Source organism: Paraglaciecola aquimarina, assembly GCF_032464635.1.
Lineage (GTDB): Bacteria > Pseudomonadota > Gammaproteobacteria > Enterobacterales > Alteromonadaceae > Paraglaciecola > Paraglaciecola aquimarina.
Genome location: NZ_JAWDIO010000002.1, coordinates 3,129,653 through 3,149,866, shown reverse-complemented (window position 1 = coordinate 3,149,866; position 20,214 = coordinate 3,129,653). Strand labels below are relative to the sequence as shown.

The following is a 20,214-nucleotide window of genomic DNA, read 5'->3' as shown; positions in this document are numbered from 1 at the left end:
GAAGGCTTAATTACTTATTTATGATATGGGTGTCTAATTTGTTCCTATATGGGTGTCTTATTTGTTCCTTTACTTGAAGTACAGATACATTCTGACTGGAGAACACTTTACCGCTAGTAAACGAAAGTGTTTACTCGTTTACCTTTTTGGCTTCAAGAGCAGCCAAAAGTAAAGCCCCTTGCTGATAGCATTGAAAACAACAAAAAGCCCCGCTAGGGCGAGGCTTTGGATTCAAAAATGCTTTACTACAACATTGCACAACTTCCCAAGGTCCATAGCAAATTCAGGATTATCAGTAATTGTAAAATAAATACTTAATTTATCTTTTGCCCATGATAGATAAGGAAGATTTGGATTACTATTGTTTAATAGGAACTTACAGCCATTTTTATTGATGGCTTTCAGGTCACTCGGAAACATATTTTCAAGCTCATCGATTTCGCTTGATAGACCATTTTTTAAATACAAACTAGTCATCTCATTGTTTAGTACATACCCCAATCCGATGCTCCCTGAATCTGTAGGGCCAATAATGAATGCAGAACCACTTACATTATATTCAATATTATTAAGCGAGAAAGAGCTTCCATTTATTAACTGGTAATAACTACGTACAGCATAGTTATTGAAAAAAATGAGTATCAAAGCAATAGGCCAGATAATAAGGTTGATTAAAACAAGTTTTTTCTTAGTCATCTTTATTGGTTTCCGTTTTCTTCCTGTTTTTGAGGCTCTGGTGGTTCTTCATCCTCATTCTCATCACCACCTGTAATCTAGTTCCATAATGCTCCCAATCCGTTAACGGCATTTTCCTCGGTACTACTTGGCATACTACCTCCACATGTAGTACCAACTATACAACCAGCTTCAGCAGCTTCCGCGGCGTCCCTCTAATGTATCTCTTCTGCGTTCTGCCAGCTCTCTTTCCGATTGACCGATATCACCACAGTTCAGACCTCCTGACCTTACGCAATTAATATATGCTTCTTGACGACGTCTATCAGCTTCCATTTCGCTCAACTTTGAATTTCCCAAATCATTTGTTTTGTCGGTAAATTTATATACGCCATAACCTACCGCAGCCACTCCGGCAGATGCCAACGCAGTCCAAGGTGTAAGGCAAACTGGATTTTCGCCATTTGGATCTGTGTATTTGTATGGATTATTGTTTGCATAAGCATATATCTGTTGAATCCTTGGACATTCCCCCCAGCCAAATGTCCCACAGTACCAACTGGATCATTCGAGTAGAAACGCCCGATAACTGGATCATAGTATCGAGCCTGCATATAAACCCTTACAGACTTTATCTCGATGCAAGCGGTTTTCCAAACATTAAAAAGCCGATAGTGTGTTTCAACTATCGGCTTAAACAAAATGCAGTTTTGCTTTGGTTGTCCGGTCGCTATGACTTAATAGGTTTTTGCTTCTTTACCTGTTTCTACTTGTGAGTCAACGGTATAGCGCACAACTTTTGGCGAGCCTGTTCCCCTAGCCTCTTTGAGTATTGGATACCAGTCCTTACGCATTTGCGCCAATTTATTGCTATGGCTAGATTCATTGACCAAATTGTGCAATTCGTTTGGATCGTTGGTTAAGTCGTATAATTCTTCGTATACCGCTGGCTCACCTTTCAAACCTGCACCGAGGTAATTTCTGTATACCACTATGTCGTTGTCGTGCATGCCATACAAAATCTTATTCACGGGTATTCCCATTTCTTTAGCAATTGCAATTTTTTGCGTAGCCGACATATTATTATTTTCATAATAGCGAATGTACTTCCATTTATGGTCTTGTATTGCTTCACACCTTGGGTTGCCAAAGTGGGTCGACCATAAGTTTTCTGTAAAGACATATTCTCGTTTGGCATCTTTACCTTGATAAATAACCTCTCGAATATCTTCTCCTTGCATTGTATTTGGAACTTGTATGCCGGCTAGTTTTAACATTGTGGGAGCAATATCAATACTTTGTACCAACGCTTGGCTTGTCGTGCCTTGCTTTTCTACTCTAGGATCGTAAACAATTAATGGTACATGAGTGGTCTTTTCATAGCATAGCGCTTTTCCACCCAACCCTTGTTCTCCCATAAACAAGCCATGGTCTGATGTGAAAATAATCACCGTATTGTCAGCAATACCTTGCTTTTCAAGCTCTTCTTTTAGATGCCCAACTAAACGGTCAATCCCTGTCATAGCCTGTAGTTGGCGAGTATAACGCTCTTTTAATGCTGCTGGCGTATCGGAGTAGTTGTAGCCAGCTTGACGGTCTTCGGCTCTTAGTAAATCAGCGGGCAACTTTGGTTTTTTAATATCTGCTTTGGCAATATAATTTTCTGGCAAAGGTAAATCAATGTCCCGATATTTAGTGCGATAGATCTCATCGTCTGTGGGGCGCATTTTCATATTACTGGTGCCCGCACCGTGAGGTAAGTTGAAGTTAATTGACAACATAAAAGGTTTGTCTTGAGGGCGTCGATCTAAAAATTTGAGGGCTTTGTCAAACTTGTGTTCGTTTGAGTTAAGAAAGTCCATCATGCCTTCTTCCACAATCTCTACCTGTGTATCCGACTCTGCTTCGGAGAAAATAGGATGTTTTTCTTTTGGATAAAAGTAAATATGACCATTGCCTGCATACCAATAATCAAAACTCTTTTCCATTAGGCCGGTACCGTATCCCTGTTCGCCGACGGGGGAATGGTTCTTTCCTACCCACCCAGTATAATAACCGGCTTCTCTCATTTTTACTGGATAAGAATTACTCCAAGCTTCTGCAGACACAGCGGTTGCCGAATTAAAATTCACGCCATGTCGGCGCTCATATTGGCCAAGTAGTAGTGAAATACGGCTAGGTGTACAAATTGCGCTAGATACATGAGCATTAGTGAATAATACCCCCTGCTCTGCCAACTTATCTATGTTAGGCGTTTCGACAATTTTATTGCCTGTCGCGCCCAAATAACCGTAGGGTTGATCATCTGTTAAAATCAATACTATATTTGGTTCTTGCGTAGCGGCTAAGGCGGTATTAAAACAACATAATCCCGCTAACAACACGCCTGTAAGTTTGAGTACGCTTGGTATTTTCATAACCTTTGTATATTTCCTTGTGACAGAGTAAATTTAGATAACATGTTCGATAAAACCGGCTAGATTTTTTGTTAATTGCCAAACATGACTTTTGGTTTGGTTTACTTGATAAATTTGTACGAATAAATCTTCAATCTTGTTGCGTAACATTTGTTCATCCGCAGAGTATTCGAGATAGCTGTCAATCACCCGTGTTAAATAATCATGCCATGGCTTGCCTGCTGACAATTCTAGATGGGCTGCGAGTATATCCCTAACTTGATTAATGTCCGTTAAATCAGTCCCAAGATATTGGCTTAACATAGTAAACTCTACGTGTTTAATATTACGCAAAACACCTGACGCTTTGGCTCGCTCGTCATTCAAAGCTTTCACTGCTAGAGCCTGTTGGTACATGGGCGTATTTTGATTGGAGGCCAAATTAATACCCGTTGCCAACTCAGGCTGGCTATAAACCCCTACCTTTTTACCTGCAATACTGAGTTGATAGTCTCCGGCAGCCAAACCTGTCACCGTTAACCTTTGTTGATTGAGGTCTTGTTGGAATGGAATATCATTTAGCAAAGATTGTTGTTTACTAGTAAGCGGAAAAGGTAGCGCTAGCAGTTTGCAAGCAAAAGCAAGTTGATTTGCTGACGACACTAAAGCTTGGGTTAACTTAGCGTTGTGCAAGCGCGTAATAGCTTGTCGATTGGCGTCAATTTGTATGTCTGCCACAAATGATGAACCATGTTGGGCTTTAAGAAAACTATAAGCCATTAAGAAATGCCCTAGCTCTTGTGGATGAACTCGGTCATGACTGACAATTGTTCGGCTTGGGTCTTGTCGTTGCCATTTCTTATTTATTTTTAACATGGGCGTTTGAAAATCAACCACAGGGGCTTGGTATTGCCGGGCTAAGTTAGTCAGCTCTTTAGCATAAACAGCCAGTTCATCATTTCTACCTACATTATTGAACGTGTCCGCCACCAAGGTTTGATCATAAATAGACGGAGTAATAAAGATAATTTCACTATTGACTTGGCTTAATGCGTCTGCAATAGCCCGCATATTGGCTAGATATTCCTTACGTATGGCGGCCTGTTGAGTTTTTCGCTGTTGTTGTGCTTTTGCTGTCTTAGGTAGCGATTGATACAAGCGACTCCCCACATCGTTCATGCCTAGCATAATGGTGGCTTTAGTGGGGCGATGAAGTGCAATGTCTTGGTCAAAACGAGCCATTGTTCCCTTGGCTGTATCGCCCGAAATACCGGCGTTATAATACTTAAAAGGCTGATGCGGATAGCGGGTGGCACTAAATAAAAATATGTCTTTATGATATGACCCACCATGGGTAATAGAATCGCCAATAAAAACAACCCTATCTTTTGTCGTAAACTTAGGCACTGTGCTAGTTTGATTAGCCCCTTTTACATCACCAGTAGCAGCAAAGCAGAAACTGACAAAAAGCGCGGCGAATCCCCTTAAAGACATTATTTTCAAAGCTAGTTACTCCGCCTCTTCCGGCTATTTTTGACTAACGAACAGTAAACGTTTTGTCTGCAGTTAGTCCATTTCGATAGAATGTTTGTTCTCTATTTGCAGCTAACGGATAGGCATCATCCCACGAATAAACCGAAATAGTCGCGGTGCCCGGTTTTAGTGCTTTCACCTCACCAAATTTATTTATGCTGAGTACACTTGGGTTACTAGACTGCCAAACCACCCCCTAGCGCTTGGCTTTAGTTGGCAATACTTGACTGCTTAGCTGAGTAACTTGTCCTACTTCTAGCTTGTCACTATCTGAGATGATAGTAAGGGAAGTAACAGGCACCAAGCGGTTGTCATCAAGCACTTTTCCTAGTAACTCGTATCCTGCTCGTTGTTCTGCGGTTAAAGTATCTAAAGGTAAACCACTAAATCTTTTAATTCCCCATTTAGCATTCACAACCTTATCGCCCTCGCGCTCTAATAAGTCGCTACGTAAATCAAAAAATCGCCCTTGTGGGAATTCTTTACTTGGCGCGTAGCGTTTAAAGTTCTTATTAAAGGCATAAACAATACCCACATCATCTGCGTCTTTGTAGGTATTATTGCCAATAAACCAGGTATAAATATGTTGTCGTGGTTCGCCACTCGCGCCTTTTGCTTGAGGCCAAAAGCTGATGCCATCAACTTGCTCAGCCATAGGCATCTCGATATCAGCCGCTTCGGCAATAGTCGGATAAATATCGGTTAAATTTACCAGTCCGTCATAGCTGCGATAAGTACCGTCTTGATTGGCAGGAATCACCTTAGGCATATTTAAAACAAGAGGGACGTGTAAGCCGTTATCTGCATTTCCCCCTTTACGTCCAGGGTAAATTGAGCCATCAGCCAACACATGGCCAAAGGTTTCTTTCGTACCATTGTCGCCCATCACAACGATTAAGGTGTTTTCCCGTAAGCCTTGTTGTTCGATTTTATCAACGACTTTTCCAATCAGCTTATCCATGTATTCGATCATGTCGGGAAAATACTGTCGATCATCTCCCCCTTCATTGTTGTACTGAGCAGTTTCGGGAAACTCATCAAAAATACTGTTGGGCTGAGTGTCTGGTGTAGGTTTATGATCGTCATGCACCAACATCATTGGGTAATATAAGAAAAATGGTTTGTCTCTATTCTCTTCGATGAAGCGCAGCGCATGGCGGTTCACTATATCTGGTCCATACCAACGACGACCCGTTTGTGGATCCACATCAGTACGCCCGTTATAATTTTGCTCTACACCGTTTATCACTAAATTAGGGTTAATAAAACGTTGACCTTCGGTGATGACATCAAAAGCAGCATAATCATCCCAACCAAATTCACTGATGTATTTTTCTGCGGGGATTTCTTTAGTACCGCGAGTTTGCTTCCACTTGCCAAACAAGCCAGTGGTATACCCGGCTTTTTGGAAGGCATCACCAAAAGTTATGTCTGAAGCATGTTGAGATTTAGGTTTTAGGTAGTTTCTATCGTTATTTTTGCCACTCATTAAGGCAATACGGGTGTTTTCACAAATAGGATAAGCAAATGCATTATCGACTCTTAACCCACTCTTTGCTAGTGCATCTATATTAGGCGTGCTAAACGCTTTGTTAGTGAATTCGCCGTCATAGCTATGTAGTCGATTAGCACCATAAGCGGTCACGCCATAGTGGCTGAGGTCATCTATCAATATAAAAACGATATTCGTTTTGTCGTGCCCACTGAATGTAGTTTGCTTGTGTTCGGTAACTTGTACTGCTTTAGACGTATCTAAGTGAGCGCCTTCTAGTTTAGCATTAGTTACCTCAGTGCTGGCTTGGTGATCGCTACACCCAAGTAAAGCTAAACCAATTGCTGACGCGATTAAAAACTTACAACTCATAGAACCTAAACCTCAAAAAGAAAAACTAATATTTATATATGATAATCACAAGAGAAAATATAAACACTTATAGCAAACGCTACAATTGTCCCTCCTAATTTAACTACCAGTAATAGTAAGCTAATTCGCTTAACACTTACAAATATTTACATAACAATTACATTTGAAGATGCAGTATTTAATGCCTATTCACACTATCATTCAAACTACCCACATGAAACACGAAAATTATATATAAAAACCAATAATCTTATTTATAAAATCTTACTTGGATTAAAAAGACCATATGAAACGTAAACTAACTTTACTCAGTGTTATTTTAACTTGCTCCTTTAGCCATAACATTTTAGCCAAAAGCGAAGCCCATCAACCAAATATATTATGGATAGTAACAGACGATCAACGAGCCGACAGTATTGCTGCATTTAATCAAGCGACAACTGGTAAAGCAGAAAGTGCCCTTGGTTATGTCGCTTCACCACACATAGACGCTTTGGCAAAAGATGGCGTGATGTTTACTCATGCATACAATAATTCGCCAGCATGTGCCCCTTCTCGAGATTCTATGTTAATGGGCCTATACCCACACCATAGTGGTCGCTATGGATTTGAACAGACCCACAACGAACATGATTTAGCGACTAAACCTATTCCGCAAGTATTAAAAGAAAACGGCTATCAAACTGTCAATATCGGTAAATCAGGATATCGAGTTTACGAGTGGCAAAACAAACCCACATGGAACTCCTTGAATTTTTATGACTTAGAAGTCAATTACAAGAATGACTTAAATAAAAATGGCTTAACGGATTTCTATAAAGAAACTAAAAAAGCCAAAGGTATTACTAATATTCGTGAACTATATTACTTTCCTGACAAGCGCGTACACGAAACCTGGTTAGTAAAAAACAACGAAACCATCGCACCAGACCCTACCCTAGATAAAGAACTGCATATATTGCGTGCCTATAGTCGCAAAAATACCGAAATGATTTTAGGCGGGCAATCACCTAAACCAGCAGGCGAAACATTGGATGGCCATATCGTTAAAACGTTCCAGCAATATCTCGCCAACCCGAATAGTCGTTACAAAACCAATTTTAAACGCACAATACAAGGTCCGGACAATACTAAACCTTTAATGGTTAATTTGGGCTTTCACTTACCTCATACCCCGGTATTACCGCCCAAATCATTTAGAGATCAGTTTAAAAACAAACATTATCAAGTGCCTGACTTTTCTCTAGAAGAACGCAACAAGCTACCTCCACAATTGCAAAAATTATCAGAAGTGATGGACATGAGTGGATTGAGTGACAAAGACAAACAACAAGCTATTGCAGATTATTATGCTTTTTGTGCGTATGGTGACGCTTTGATTGGTGAAGCCATTGAATCATTCAAACAATACAGCAAACAAAATAATCAGGAATACGTCATAGTGCTTACCGTTGGCGACCATGGATGGCAGTTGGGTGAACAAGGCATTGAAGCTAAGTTTAGTCCTTGGAACACTTCAAACCAAGGCGTAATGATAGTGGCAGAATCGTCACCCAAAGCCTTTTTGCGCAATACAGTGCATAGTGGATTTGTTGAGTACGTCGACATTGCCCCTACTATTTATGGTGCAGCCAAGATTGAAAAGTCTAAGATAGATACTCCCCTTGACGGCTATGATCTAGCCGAAGTATTGGCAGACAAAGGTAAAAGTAGAGACTATGTGTTGGGTGAGATCAACCATGTGGTTGGCCCTAGAGCGTTCATTCGCTCCGATAACTTTGCATTCTCTATGCGTACTCGGCCAAAAAACGGTAAACCCGGTCAAGGGTTTGCCCCAGGAGAAGATATCAAGTGGGCCTATACCGCAAGCCCAGATAAAGTAGAAATGGCCCTATATGATTTACGCTGTGACCCGAATGAGCAAAACAACATCGCCTACGATAAAAGTTACCATAAGATTACCGCCTATTTTCGTAAAAAATTAGCTGACATAATGTTAGGTGACGGTCGTGTTGAAATAGACTGGAAAAAAACTAACAGCTACAAAGTCACAAACTTTGCTAAAGGCGCAGATGACAAAAAAATAGATGGGTTGCCGTCAATGCCTCGCTGCTCAGTATAATATCAGGTTAACTAGAGACGATATCTGCCATTACCTGTTTCCTTGTGGTGGCAACAGTTATTAGTCAGGTATTGTCTCAATCGCTGTTATTTAGGTCGCGTGATTTCTTGCACCATGGCCTAAATAACCATAGTCATCTCCACCCAAACGACCTAAGGCGTCTAGCTTTACAGGATCAACCTTTAACCGAGAGTTTGTTGCAGGCAATACAATTTCATCGTCAATGTACACTTTTTTAATCAGGCCTAAGATCATGGCTTGTTTGCTAGTAATATCCTCTACTCGGTATTTTTCACAGGCATAAGCCACACGACATGCAGACAACCGAGGTAAGGCAAAATCTTCAAAATCAGTCGTAGCCAAGCCTAATAATTCTAATTCAGACTCGCCTTCTGGTAACTCAGCCGCGCTGCTAGTCACGACTGTCGCCAATTCTCGATGAGCAATATGCACCACAAAATGGCTTCGCTGAATAATATTGAATCGCGTATCTTTCTCACAGCCGTCAGATTTTTTTCCAATAGATAACATCAATAAAGGGGGATCACTCGACACGGCATTAAAATAGGAAAACGGCGCTAAGTTGAGACTGGTATTTTCGTTCTCGGTTAATACCCAAGCCACGGGCCGCGGCGTCAATGTTTGGATCATGGTGTGATAAACGCGATTAGCGCTCATTTGTGCAAAGTCAAAAATCATAAGTCGCTCTTTTTTATGGCCAACAGGGCTTTAGTCTTAAAATCAAATTTGAAACGATACGCATTTTCCCGAGTTCAGGTTATTTAAGCATTGCACAGACTCATTTGCGATGGATTTATGATGAAAGTGCGGCTTAAGGTTGGAGAACAGCTTGGATCTCTCGCTCTATTTGCTTCACCTTTTCATGCGCCTGTTTAAGGGGCAGCCCTACTTTCATTCGCGGTCGGGTATGGCCAATTTCAGTTAAGTAAGTATCTTTTAAAATGCTTTGTTGCTGTTTGACCAATTTATATAGCGTTTCGGCATCTACTTTGGGCTCTAACCTATCAATGGTTTCAGAGAATGTTCTTGCCATTGGCTCACCAAGCCCCGCTAGAACAGCCTTGGCCATTTGCCAATGACCCGCACTATTCGGATGAATACCGTCTTTGGCATAATAAAAGTTGGGATTCACCTTACGTTCGCGTGTGAGTTGCTGTTGCATAGGAAAATGCAAATCTATCACTTGCCAACCTTGTTGATTAGTTTGTGAAATCAACCAATTTGAATAGGTGTCCATGACTTGAGAGTATTGTTGTTCGTGCTTTTTGTCATAATCAGGAGGGGTAAGATGGATAAGGCTAGCCCCTGTAGCCAACACAGTATTGTGCAAATTTTGTTGACCATTTTGGTAGGCAGCAAATCTAGACTGGGCAAAAGGTAAATAAATGCCGTCATTGATGCCGTAGCAAGAAAACACTAAATCTGGCTTAAGTTCATCTAAACTGCGTTGCAATCGTTCTTTTGCATCTGGACGCGGAAATGCGCCACCTGCATGCCCTACTTCAGATAAACCTGAAACCGTTTCACTTGGTAACCCAATATTAATAAATTGATAGTCTCGCTCAGGATAAGCAACCCTGAGATACGCCTCTATATACGCCACAAATTCACCAGAATAAGTGATGCTGTCACCGATAAAGACAATACGTTCAGTCTCTTTAGTCAGTCCTTTTGTGTTGTTACTAATGCTATGGCTTGGCCCTTGAAAATTTGGCGTTTTATGGTGGCTACATGCGGTTAAACCCAACAGTAAAATAACCAAAGTTCGCTGTACTAATATTATCCATTTAGTCATTTTTTGCTCCAATCCACCTTGATAACGCGATTAAGATCACGCCATTGTAAGTTCAAATAATACACACCTTGTTGCTGATCTTGAAACCACTCCCACCTTGCAGGGCCATTTTCTTTATTTTGGTAGCTATTGATCCACACACCGTTCTCTTGATATACGTCTACACGATATTTGCCAGCATCAGGCGTAAAAATTTGCAACCTCTGGTGACGTGATTCACCATTTAGGGTCTTGTCATAATCTAAACTTAATTGGTTTTGTGGATCATTTGTGCTGGGGATCAAAAAAGGATTGTTTAAAATCTTATCCACCATGGTCACTTCAAACATCACTTCTTGTTCTAAAGCTTGCCAATCTAGCAGCCCTACTCTGGCTAACATTTGAGGATGATAGTGCTTTTCAGATGTATGACGATATTGTTGCCAAGCTTTTAAAGCACTAGCAATTTGCCGTTTTGCATTAACCGCATATTTAGCTCTTTGTTTATCTTGCTGATAAAATTCTAACCAAACCGCTGTACTAATTTTAGCGCTGTAATATTGCCCCAAATAGGCAAATGCACGAATATCATCTAGCGTGCGTTGCAATACATTATTTGCGTTTTTGGTGTCTAACTGTTGAGCTAAAGATAAGGCCAGCTTGGCATTTCTATTTAATCTTTTTGCCGTTTTAAAAGGGCTAACAAAAGCACGAAGATCATGTTTAGCAAGGGATTTCTTGACATAATTTCTAGCATTAAGTACACCACTTTTGGGCATACTTTTAGCAACTTGAAAGTCGTTTACGTATCTAAAGGTCTCGCGAGATGACACGCTCTCAGCAGCAAAATTCCTATCTCCTGGTTCAAATTGGTATTGATTCACAGTAGGAATTATTCTGGAGGCCGCCTGCCAAGCCAAATATAACTTTTCAGCATCTGCATCAACAAACTGTAATTTTAACTGATTAACAAAAAAGCGCTTACTTAGCTCAAGGTTATAGGCAAGCCGGCCCCAAATCATAAAACGATACCAATGCTTATCTATTTCATAACGATTGCTGCCATCTATGAATTTTTCGGCATTGGTTTTGCCCCACACATACCCATCGGATCCCATGTGAATACCTTCAGTAATATCAGTCGGGATATTAGTATAGAAATTTCTGGCGTACTCCGGATCGCCCCACCTATAGACAAATATGTCGTCGTTACGTAGGTTCCACCATGTCTTTCTAGCGGATGCTTGGATGGTAGGGATCACTTTTTCAGCGATATGTGAAGGAGATGAAGAGGAATATAGACGCGCCATTATATATTTAAAACTAAAACTAAAATCATCAGGGTAATCGCCCCAATAATCAGCAATTTCTTTGTAACCAGAATACCAAAACCGATGAATAAAACTCACCTCACGATTTGGCTTGATGACTTTAGCGTCGGCTAAGCCTAAACCGTATGTTTGCCAAAGCCATTTTTCACGGCTCCAGTTTTCTACTTCGCCGTCGGCAGGCATCCGCTCGCCTGCTGTTATGCCAATGCCTTTCAAATCAGGGTAAGTAATAATCAACTCTTTTACTGCTTCGCGAAAAAAAGCCACTGTTTTAGGGTTATCTATTGACTCGTCAATACCATATTGTCCTCCTATACCGTTGGTATAGATTGACCAAGTGATCAAATAGATATCTATGCCCCGAGACTTAGCATAGGCCATGACCTTGCGCCAAAACTTAATTTTATCTTGAATTGGAAAAGTGATTACTTTTTGCAGGCTTTTCAATACCAGCGGTGATACACCGCCAGCTTCCCCCCACGCGCCAATACGTGAATCTAAAGGGGCAGTACTTTTATAAACGTCGTCTAAGGCCAGCCCCGGATATTTGTCTAGGGCCAACATAGAGGTAAAAGGTTGAGGATTCCACAAGGTGAGTTGGTTGTAGCGGTTCAGTGCCATCTTATCTAAATAATGCCGCCAAAAATCAAAGTCCCATACTGCTTCAATGTTTTGCTGGGCCGAACTGCCTGTATCATCATAAGAAGGATTACGAGCATCGAGAGGAATATTAAATTTAAGTCCCCGCTTTCTAAAATGCGGTTGCTGGTTGGCTGTGACATTCGCTAAGGACGTTCCAAAGCTAATTTGCTCTTTTATTTCTAATAAGGCATACATAAAACCGTGATCATCAGAAGCTCGAACCGTTAACTGCTGGCCTTGGGGTTGTATTATGAATCCTTGTTTTGCTACTGCACTATCCTGTGTAAGCATAATTGAGTGTATATTGGAGTGATGGTGCAATTGGCGTAACTGCCTGTGCAAAAGCTCCTGAGCAAACTCAATCATAGGACTAGGGGGACTTTCTGTTGAAATAGCCACGACTTGGTGGCTAACCTGTTTGGCTTTAACTTGCGTTAGCATAAACAAACATATGGTGCTCAAAATCAAGCCCACTAACGCCGGCGAAGGGCGTAAAGTATTGGCTAGCATAGTCGCTGTATTTTCATTACGTTGCCTATTTACGCCCTAGTTACTATTAACTTATTTTAAACACGAATGCATGTTCGCCGACTTGAGTTTTAGGCGCCTGTATTATTAATGCATTAGGGGTTTGTTGCCACTGAAGTTTTTCCTCAGTTCCCAATAAACGCACGCTGTTAACGTTAAATTGACCTGTGGCTAAAGCACGAATTTTTATTGTTTCTGTCGGCCAATCTAATACTGTAGCGTATAGCGTGTTACCTTTACTGGTGAAACGAACATCTTTTTCGCTATTGTCTTTATTCTTATGTTCACTTAGGTGACCTTCTATTACCTCAGCTGGGCCTTCGCCGTATACAGTCCAAGGCTTAGTACCATATATAGCTTCGCCGTTCGTCTTTAACCACTTGCCTATTGCAAGTAATCTATCGCGAACCGGTTGTGGTATTTCCCCTTGAGCGGTAGGCGTTATATTCAATAGCACACCGCCATTTTTACTCACTACATCCACTAAAAAGTCGATTAAACGATTAGCAGACTTATAGTTAGGATTAGCCACATGGGTCCAAGAGTTCCAATCGATTGAATCATCGGTTAACCATGGAAATGCTTTTTTCTCACTCATTCTAGAGCGTTCTAAATCTAATACCGCACTGCCCTCTTGTAGATCATGGAATTTATAAGTGACCACCACATCTTGCTTTCTTTTTGCGCCATGATTGTAGTAGTAACTTAAAAATTCCAAACGTTTTTGCTCTTGAATAATGTCCATCTTATTGTCGAAATAGACCAAATCTGGATTGTATTTATCTACCACTTCAACAATTTTCGCTAACCACTCATCATTGAACTTTTGATCAGGTAAGGGATCTGCTTGGGTCATATTCTTTAAATTAAACGTCCCCTTGGGGACCTTAGGGCCGTATAAATCCTCTAGCGCGGGATCAAACGCATCGGTGTTTTCGTCCCATGTTGGAAACCACGAATACTTCCATTGATGATGAAAGGTTGCGATGAACTTCATATCTTGGGCGCGTATCGCTTTTGCCATTTCACCCACTATATCGCGCTTGGGCCCCATATTTGCGGCATTCCACTTTGTGAGAGCACTGTCCCACATAGCAAACCCATCGGCATGTTCAGTTACTGGACCGGCAAATTGAGCACCTGCATCTTTAAACAATTTGGCCCATTCGGTCGGGTCAAATTTTTCTGCAGTAAACATAGGAATGAAATCTTTATAGCCAAACTCATCTACAGGACCATAGGTCTGTTCATGATACTGGCGAATTGGGTGTCCTTCTCTATACATCCACATGGAATACCATTCGGTTTTATGGGCTGGCACTGTGTAAGGTCCCCAGTGAAAATATATACCGAATTTTGCATCGGTAAACCAATCAGGTGTTTCATGGGTCTTAACTGAATCCCAATTAGCTTCGTATGGTGTGTTTGTGGTTTTAGACGTAGATAAGCGTAAATCGTTATCGCTTGAGTGACTGCAACCTAGGGACAAGGTCGCAGTGACAAGTAAAAGAGTCGTGGTTTTGAACATGTTACACCTTTGCACAGTTTTCAAAGTAACTACATTGAATTAGATGCATATAGTTAACTACATTTAACACTATAATAACAATAACCTTTATTGATACATATTTGTGTAAACATGATAACTCTACAAAACATACAACATTGAGTATCAGTCTAGCGCTTCTTTAAGATCATAAATTTTTTCCATCCTTACCCATTTTTCACCGTTTTTAGCCCACTTTAAAGGTTTTTGATATTTCCACATAAGTTCTTCCCACTCTTCACTTTCTTTGCGGCCTTGCTCAGTGCGGGGTGGCTCATTGGGATCAAACTCATCAGTTGTTTCCATTATCATCACTAAACGATCACCCAAGTGATAAATCTCCATATCCAATATTCCAAGCTCTTTCATATTTGTGGTTATTTGGGGCCACGCATGTTCAGGCTTATGATATTCAATGTATTCAGAAATGAGTTTTGGATCGTCTTGTAAGTCTAAGGCTAAACAATATCTGTTAATTTTTGTCATTCACTAATTCCTTAATTGTTACTAAAATGCATTGTTGTTTTTATCTGTTTGTTATAATCTAAATCAAATATAAAACCAAGCTTTTAACCATAAATGAATAATAATATATCATTTATGGTTCTAGTATGTCGGTAAAGTAGAGAAATAATGCAGTCAACAAAACCTAAATTCAAAAAAACTTCGCTAGTCATTGCGTTAACGACTATTTGTGCTGGCTTATCAAGTCCTATTGCAAAGGCCGCTGACGATTGGCAAAACCCTGAAGTAATTCAAATAAATAGAATGCCAGCTAGGGTCACATCATATTCGTTTGATACGCTCAATCAAGCGCTACAACGAAATAGAGAACAATCGAGCATACAGTCACTTAACGGCACTTGGAAATTCAACTTTGTAGCCGACAGCAAAGACAGACCTAGCCATTTTTATAAAACTGATTTTGACGATTCACAGTGGCACGATATTGGTGTTCCATCTAACTGGGAGCTAGAGGGCTACGGTACGCCTATTTACACCAATTCTACCTATCCAATGTTTGAAAACGTCAATGAGATAGTACCACCTCTAGTTACCCGAGCGAATCCTGTTGGTTCATATATAAAAGAATTTTCTATCCCTAAAGAATGGCACGATCAACAGATTATTCTTCACTTTGGAGGCGTTACCTCAGCTTATTATGTGTGGGTAAACGGTAAAAAAGTAGGCTATGCCCAAGGTAGTCGCTTGCCGTCTGAATTTGACATAACTGAATACGTAAAAAGCGGTAACAATAAGCTTGCAGTACAAGTCATGCGCTGGAGTGACGGTAGCTACTTAGAAGACCAAGATCACTGGCGAATTAGCGGGATTCATCGTGAAGTCATGCTAATGGCGCAACCCAAAATTGCCATTAATGATTTCTTTGTAAAAACCAAACTTAACGATAGTTATGACGCCGCTGTGCTCGAGATTAATCCTAAGCTGTCAAACATTGAACGAAAGAGTGTCAAAGGTTGGAAAATCGAAGCTGAACTATTTGATGCGGATCTTAAACCGGTACACAACAGTAAAATGTCTGTAGATGCAAGTTTGCCAGCTAGAGTGATTTACCCACAACGTGACAACTATAAGTTTGGATTATTGTCTACCGAGATAAAACAACCGAAATTATGGTCGGCTGAAAGCCCTTATCTGTATACCTTGGTATTATCGTTAACCGACGACACAGGTAAAGTGGTCGAAACAAGAAGTAATCGAGTGGGCTTTCGAGACGTCAAAATTAATGACGCTGGCGAGTTATTAATTAATGGTGAAAGTATCGAAATTATTGGCGTGAACCGTCACGACCACGATGCCAAAAAAGGCAAAGCCTTATCTCGTGAAAACTTACGAGATGACATCATCTTAATGAAGCAGTTTAATTTTAATTCCGTGCGCACATCCCACTACCCTAACGATCCATATTTCTATGACCTTGCTGACGAGTACGGTATTTACGTGATGGATGAGGCGAATATTGAATCCCATGGTGTAGGTGGCTTGTTAGCTAATTTACCGGAGTCGAATCACGCTATGACTAATCGTATTCAGCGCATGGTTGAACGTGACAAAAACCATGCTTCTATTATTTCTTGGTCTATGGGTAATGAGTCTGGCACAGGCCCTAACTTTGCTGCTGCGGCTGGTTGGATGAAAGACTACGACCCTACTCGTTTTATTCATTACGAAGGCGCGCAAGGCGATCCTAATCATCCAAAATACGTAGGTTTGTCTACCCGTTGGACAACCAAAGAAGAAGCAAAGCTTTACCATACGCCATTGGCCAACCCGACCGATCCTAAATTTGTGGACGTGATAAGTCGTATGTACCCTAATTTAGAAGATTTGCTAGGGTTAAGCGACAGTCCTTACATCAATCGCCCTATCTTAATGTGCGAGTATGCTCATGCTATGGGGAATTCTCTAGGAAATTTGGCTGAGTATTGGGATATTGTTCGCGACCGTGACAATGTTATAGGTGGCTATATTTGGGACTGGATTGATCAGGGTATCGAAACCCAAAACGATAAAGGTCAAACCTATTTGGCCTATGGCGGCGATTTTGGTGACACACCTAACGACTCAAATTTCTGTTTAAATGGCATTGTGGATTCTTATCGTCAGCCTAAACCACAAATGTGGGAAGCTAAATATGTTTTTCAACCGGCTGAATTCAAAGCGATTGATTTAAAAGCAGGTAAAATAACAGTCAAAAATAGACATGATTTCACCAATTTAGATCACTACTCATTGCATTGGTCGGTTACCGAAAATGGCCATGTTATCGAAAGTGGGGAGTTAACGAATATCGATATCGCGCCCAATCAAACACAGTCTATCGAGGTTCCTTTCTCTAAACCTAATACAAAACCTGGCGCACAATACCTACTGAATGTGAAATTACAGACGATCAAAGATGAACTTTGGGCGGTGGCTGGACACGAAATTGCTAAACAGCAATTTATATTACCTTTCGCGAAACCCGCTATCGCCAATAACATTAGCGGTAAAGTAGCAGTATCGACAAAAGGTAATGAGGTTATTGTAAGTGGTGATAATTTTGAGACCCGCTTTGACAACAAAACTGGCTATTTGACGACTTACCATTACAGTAACCAAGCGGTCATTACGCAACCTCTGAAAGCTAATTTCTATCGTCCACAAACAGATAATGACCGCCTGAGGTTGGAAAACCGATAGCAACATGGCTATTTGGAAAGCAGCATCTGAGTCTATGAAACTTGTCAATTTTGAAATTGACAATGGATCAAAGCCCGTAACGATTAAAACGGTGCACAGCCATACAAGTAAAGTAAAAGTCACGACCCATTACACCATTCAGGCAAATGGTGATGTTGAAGTCAGTATGGCCCTAGATGCGGATAAATCATTGCCTTCGCTACTTAGAGTTGGCATGACAACTGGTATCGACGCTAATTTTGCAGATATGTCTTTCTATGGTCGTGGTCCGTTTGAAAACTATAGTGACAGAAACCAAGGCGCCGACTTAGGACTATATTCTGGCACGGTTGATAGCTTTGCCTATCAATATGTGCGCCCGCAAGAAAGTGCTAACCGCACCGATATAGATTGGTTGTCGTTAAGCAATCCTCAAGGTGTCGCCTTTAAAGTAGATGGCAAACAAGCCTTAAGCATGTCAGTGTGGCCTTGGACGGCAGAAAACGTTGACAGCAGTGCCCACACTTATGACTTAATCGAAAATAACTTTAACACCGTTAATATCGATTTAATTCAAGCGGGAATTGGTGGTATTGACAGTTGGAGCCCCAAAGCGGCCCCTATTGATAAATACAAAGTACCAGCGGGTAATTACCAATATAGCTTTACACTTTCGGTAAAATAACCCTCATCCAATTAATATGACTCAAACTAGGATTACCTGCTTCAACTTAGGCAGGTAGCAAAACTTATGATAAAGATTAGTTTACCAACACTGCTTGCTCTGACCATTGTCAATTTATTAACGGCGTGTGCCTTACCTGACCAAGCACAAACAAGCGACCTTGTAAGCAAAAAGCCAAACATCGTCATCGTCATGACTGACGACCAAGGGTTTGGCGATTTAGGTATAAACCACAATCCAATTATACAAACCCCAACAATTGATGCACTGGCAGAGCAAAGCGTTCGTCTATCAAATTTTCATGTTGACCCTACTTGTTCACCCACTAGGGCTGCACTACTAACGGGTAAAAATTCACTTAAAGCTGGTGTATGGCATACCGTTATGGTGCGGTATTTACTAAGTCCCAAACATGAAACTTTAGCAGAAAAACTTCAACAAGATGGTTACGACACGGCTATATTTGGTAAGTGGCATTTAGGCGATAACTACCCTTACCGTCCGCAGGAGCAAGGCTTTAATCATGTCCTAATTCACGGTGGTGGAGGGGTGGGTCAAACTCCAGACTACTGGGGCAATACCCAGTTTAATGACACGTATTATCGTAATGGCGAGCCTGAGAAATTCGACGGTTATGCCACCACTATTTGGTTTGATGAAGCGATTAAATATATCACTCAACCCAAAGATAAACCGTATTTCGCGTATATAGCATTGAATGCACCACATGGTCCCTACCGAGCACCAGAAGCGTTCATTAAGCCGTATTTAGCCAAAGGCTTAAATCGTGGCATGGCAAGTTTTTATGGCATGATCACCCACATTGATGGACAAGTAAAAAAATTGCGTCAGGCCATTCGTACAACAGGTGAAGAAGATAACACCATCTTTATTTTCATGACCGACAATGGCAGTTCTTATCATCCTACCGACAACAACAATAACATTACAAAGTTACACCAGCAGTTAAAGCAGGATCATCCCAATTGGCTACCCAATGGCGGTTTACGAGGCTACAAAGCCAGTACATTTGAAGGGGGACACAGAGTCCCTTTCTATATTTCTTATCCAAACGGCAATCTTAAAAAGGGTGATTATTCTACTTTAACTGCCCACTACGACGTGATGCCTACACTACTAGATTTTGCTGGTGTGTCTGAGTTTCCAGATGACATAGATGGCAAAAGTCTTAGAACCCTAATCACTGAAGGAAGTGATAGCAGTTTGGCTGACAGAAGTATTGTGATTACTAATCAGCGGGTCTCTATCCCCAGCCCGGAACGCCCAGTGGTAGTGGCGAAAAACGAATGGCGTCTGTTATCACAAAACGGTAAAGAGCAGCTGTACAATTTAAGCACTGACCCAAGCCAAATGCAGAATGTGATATCCCAACACCGGGATATTGCTGCTGAGTTAAGAAAACAAAGGCAAGCATGGTGGGATGATGCCAGTAAAGATGGTTTCCTCGATTCGTATATTGCTATTGGTAATCCTGCTGAAAACCCAGTTCGCTTAAACGCGATGGATTGGATGGAAATAAAAAACGAACAAGGCGTGCCTTGGTTTATCGGTCATCAAGGAACGGCGGACGAAAGAGACTACCCCCATTGGTTAACTCGAGAGGAAGACTTTCAGGCTTTGCCTTGGTATGTTGATGTAGAAGTCAGTGGTGAGTATCAAGTCCGCCCCTACTATCACGATATTCCAGCTGGCACCCCTGTGCAGAAAAAATATTGTGTCGTAGACGCGAATGGAAAACGCTACATTGAAAGAGTCTGGTTACGCTCGTCGCATTGTAAAATAGACCTGCCGCTATCCGCGGGTAAACAAAAACTGACGGCCTGGTTTACCGACGATGAAACAGGACAATCGAAAGAAAAAGCTGCATTCTATGTGTATGTAGAAAAACGTTAA

At 41.1% G+C, this 20,214-nt stretch carries 15 protein-coding genes; 4 read left to right on the top strand and 11 right to left on the bottom strand.

The features are described from left to right. Positions 1-231: 231 nt before the first annotated feature. The 6 genes from RS130_RS15625 to RS130_RS15600 form a co-directional block, all read right to left on the bottom strand. A complete protein-coding gene (locus RS130_RS15625) occupies positions 232-696 on the bottom strand; it encodes a hypothetical protein (protein WP_316026693.1) in 465 nt (154 codons plus the stop codon). Between the two features lie 377 nt (positions 697-1,073). After that, positions 1,074-1,289, bottom strand: coding sequence for an RHS repeat-associated core domain-containing protein (locus RS130_RS15620; protein ID WP_316028079.1), 216 nt, complete (start codon positions 1,287-1,289; stop codon positions 1,074-1,076). 123 nt (positions 1,290-1,412) lie between these two features. Beyond that, a complete protein-coding gene (locus RS130_RS15615; RefSeq protein WP_316026692.1) occupies positions 1,413-3,092 on the bottom strand; it encodes a sulfatase-like hydrolase/transferase in 1,680 nt (559 codons plus the stop codon). Between the two features lie 33 nt (positions 3,093-3,125). Beyond that, positions 3,126-4,565: an SGNH/GDSL hydrolase family protein gene (locus RS130_RS15610; protein WP_316028078.1), complete on the bottom strand. Its 1,440-nt coding sequence runs from the start codon at positions 4,563-4,565 to the stop codon at positions 3,126-3,128. Positions 4,566-4,608: 43 nt separating this feature from the next. Beyond that, on the bottom strand, positions 4,609-4,797 hold the full coding sequence (locus tag RS130_RS15605; RefSeq protein ID WP_316026691.1) for an Ig-like domain-containing protein: 189 nt from the start codon (positions 4,795-4,797) through the stop codon (positions 4,609-4,611). A gap of 3 nt (positions 4,798-4,800) precedes the next feature. Beyond that, the gene (locus tag RS130_RS15600) at positions 4,801-6,468 is read right to left on the bottom strand and encodes a sulfatase family protein (protein ID WP_316026690.1); all 1,668 of its coding nucleotides are present in this window, start codon (positions 6,466-6,468) and stop codon (positions 4,801-4,803) included. 286 nt (positions 6,469-6,754) lie between these two features. Here RS130_RS15600 and RS130_RS15595 point away from each other — a divergent pair, with 286 nt between their 5' ends. After that, positions 6,755-8,590 (top strand): sulfatase-like hydrolase/transferase, encoded by a 1,836-nt coding sequence (locus RS130_RS15595; RefSeq protein WP_316026689.1) that lies wholly within the window; start codon positions 6,755-6,757, stop codon positions 8,588-8,590. A 90-nt stretch (positions 8,591-8,680) separates the two neighbouring features. On the opposite strand, the gene RS130_RS15590 is transcribed toward RS130_RS15595, so the two are convergent. The 5 genes from RS130_RS15590 to RS130_RS15570 form a co-directional block, all read right to left on the bottom strand. Continuing rightward, positions 8,681-9,289, bottom strand: coding sequence for a flavin reductase family protein (locus RS130_RS15590; RefSeq protein WP_316026688.1), 609 nt, complete (start codon positions 9,287-9,289; stop codon positions 8,681-8,683). Between the two features lie 133 nt (positions 9,290-9,422). After that, complete coding sequence (locus tag RS130_RS15585) at positions 9,423-10,406, bottom strand: SGNH/GDSL hydrolase family protein (RefSeq protein WP_316026687.1); 984 nt, start codon at positions 10,404-10,406, stop codon at positions 9,423-9,425. After that, a complete protein-coding gene (locus RS130_RS15580; RefSeq protein ID WP_316026686.1) occupies positions 10,403-12,868 on the bottom strand; it encodes a hypothetical protein in 2,466 nt (821 codons plus the stop codon). The genes RS130_RS15585 and RS130_RS15580 overlap by 4 nt, the downstream gene beginning before the upstream one ends. 46 nt (positions 12,869-12,914) lie before the next feature. Continuing rightward, complete coding sequence (locus RS130_RS15575) at positions 12,915-14,414, bottom strand: alpha-L-fucosidase (protein ID WP_316026685.1); 1,500 nt, start codon at positions 14,412-14,414, stop codon at positions 12,915-12,917. Between the two features lie 144 nt (positions 14,415-14,558). After that, positions 14,559-14,918 carry an L-rhamnose mutarotase gene (locus tag RS130_RS15570; protein ID WP_316026684.1) on the bottom strand — a complete coding sequence of 120 codons (360 nt, stop codon included), beginning with the start codon at positions 14,916-14,918 and terminating at the stop codon, positions 14,559-14,561. Positions 14,919-15,065: 147 nt separating this feature from the next. Between RS130_RS15570 and RS130_RS15565 the strand changes: the two genes are divergently transcribed. The 3 genes from RS130_RS15565 to RS130_RS15555 all read left to right on the top strand — a co-directional run bounded on the left by RS130_RS15565 (position 15,066) and on the right by RS130_RS15555 (position 20,214). Next, positions 15,066-17,636, top strand: a complete 2,571-nt coding sequence (locus tag RS130_RS15565) for a glycoside hydrolase family 2 TIM barrel-domain containing protein (RefSeq protein WP_316026683.1) — start codon at positions 15,066-15,068, stop codon at positions 17,634-17,636. Positions 17,637-17,670: 34 nt separating this feature from the next. Continuing rightward, complete coding sequence (locus RS130_RS15560; protein ID WP_316026682.1) at positions 17,671-18,300, top strand: beta-galactosidase small subunit; 630 nt, start codon at positions 17,671-17,673, stop codon at positions 18,298-18,300. Between the two features lie 66 nt (positions 18,301-18,366). Beyond that, a complete protein-coding gene (locus RS130_RS15555) occupies positions 18,367-20,214 on the top strand; it encodes an arylsulfatase (protein ID WP_316026681.1) in 1,848 nt (615 codons plus the stop codon).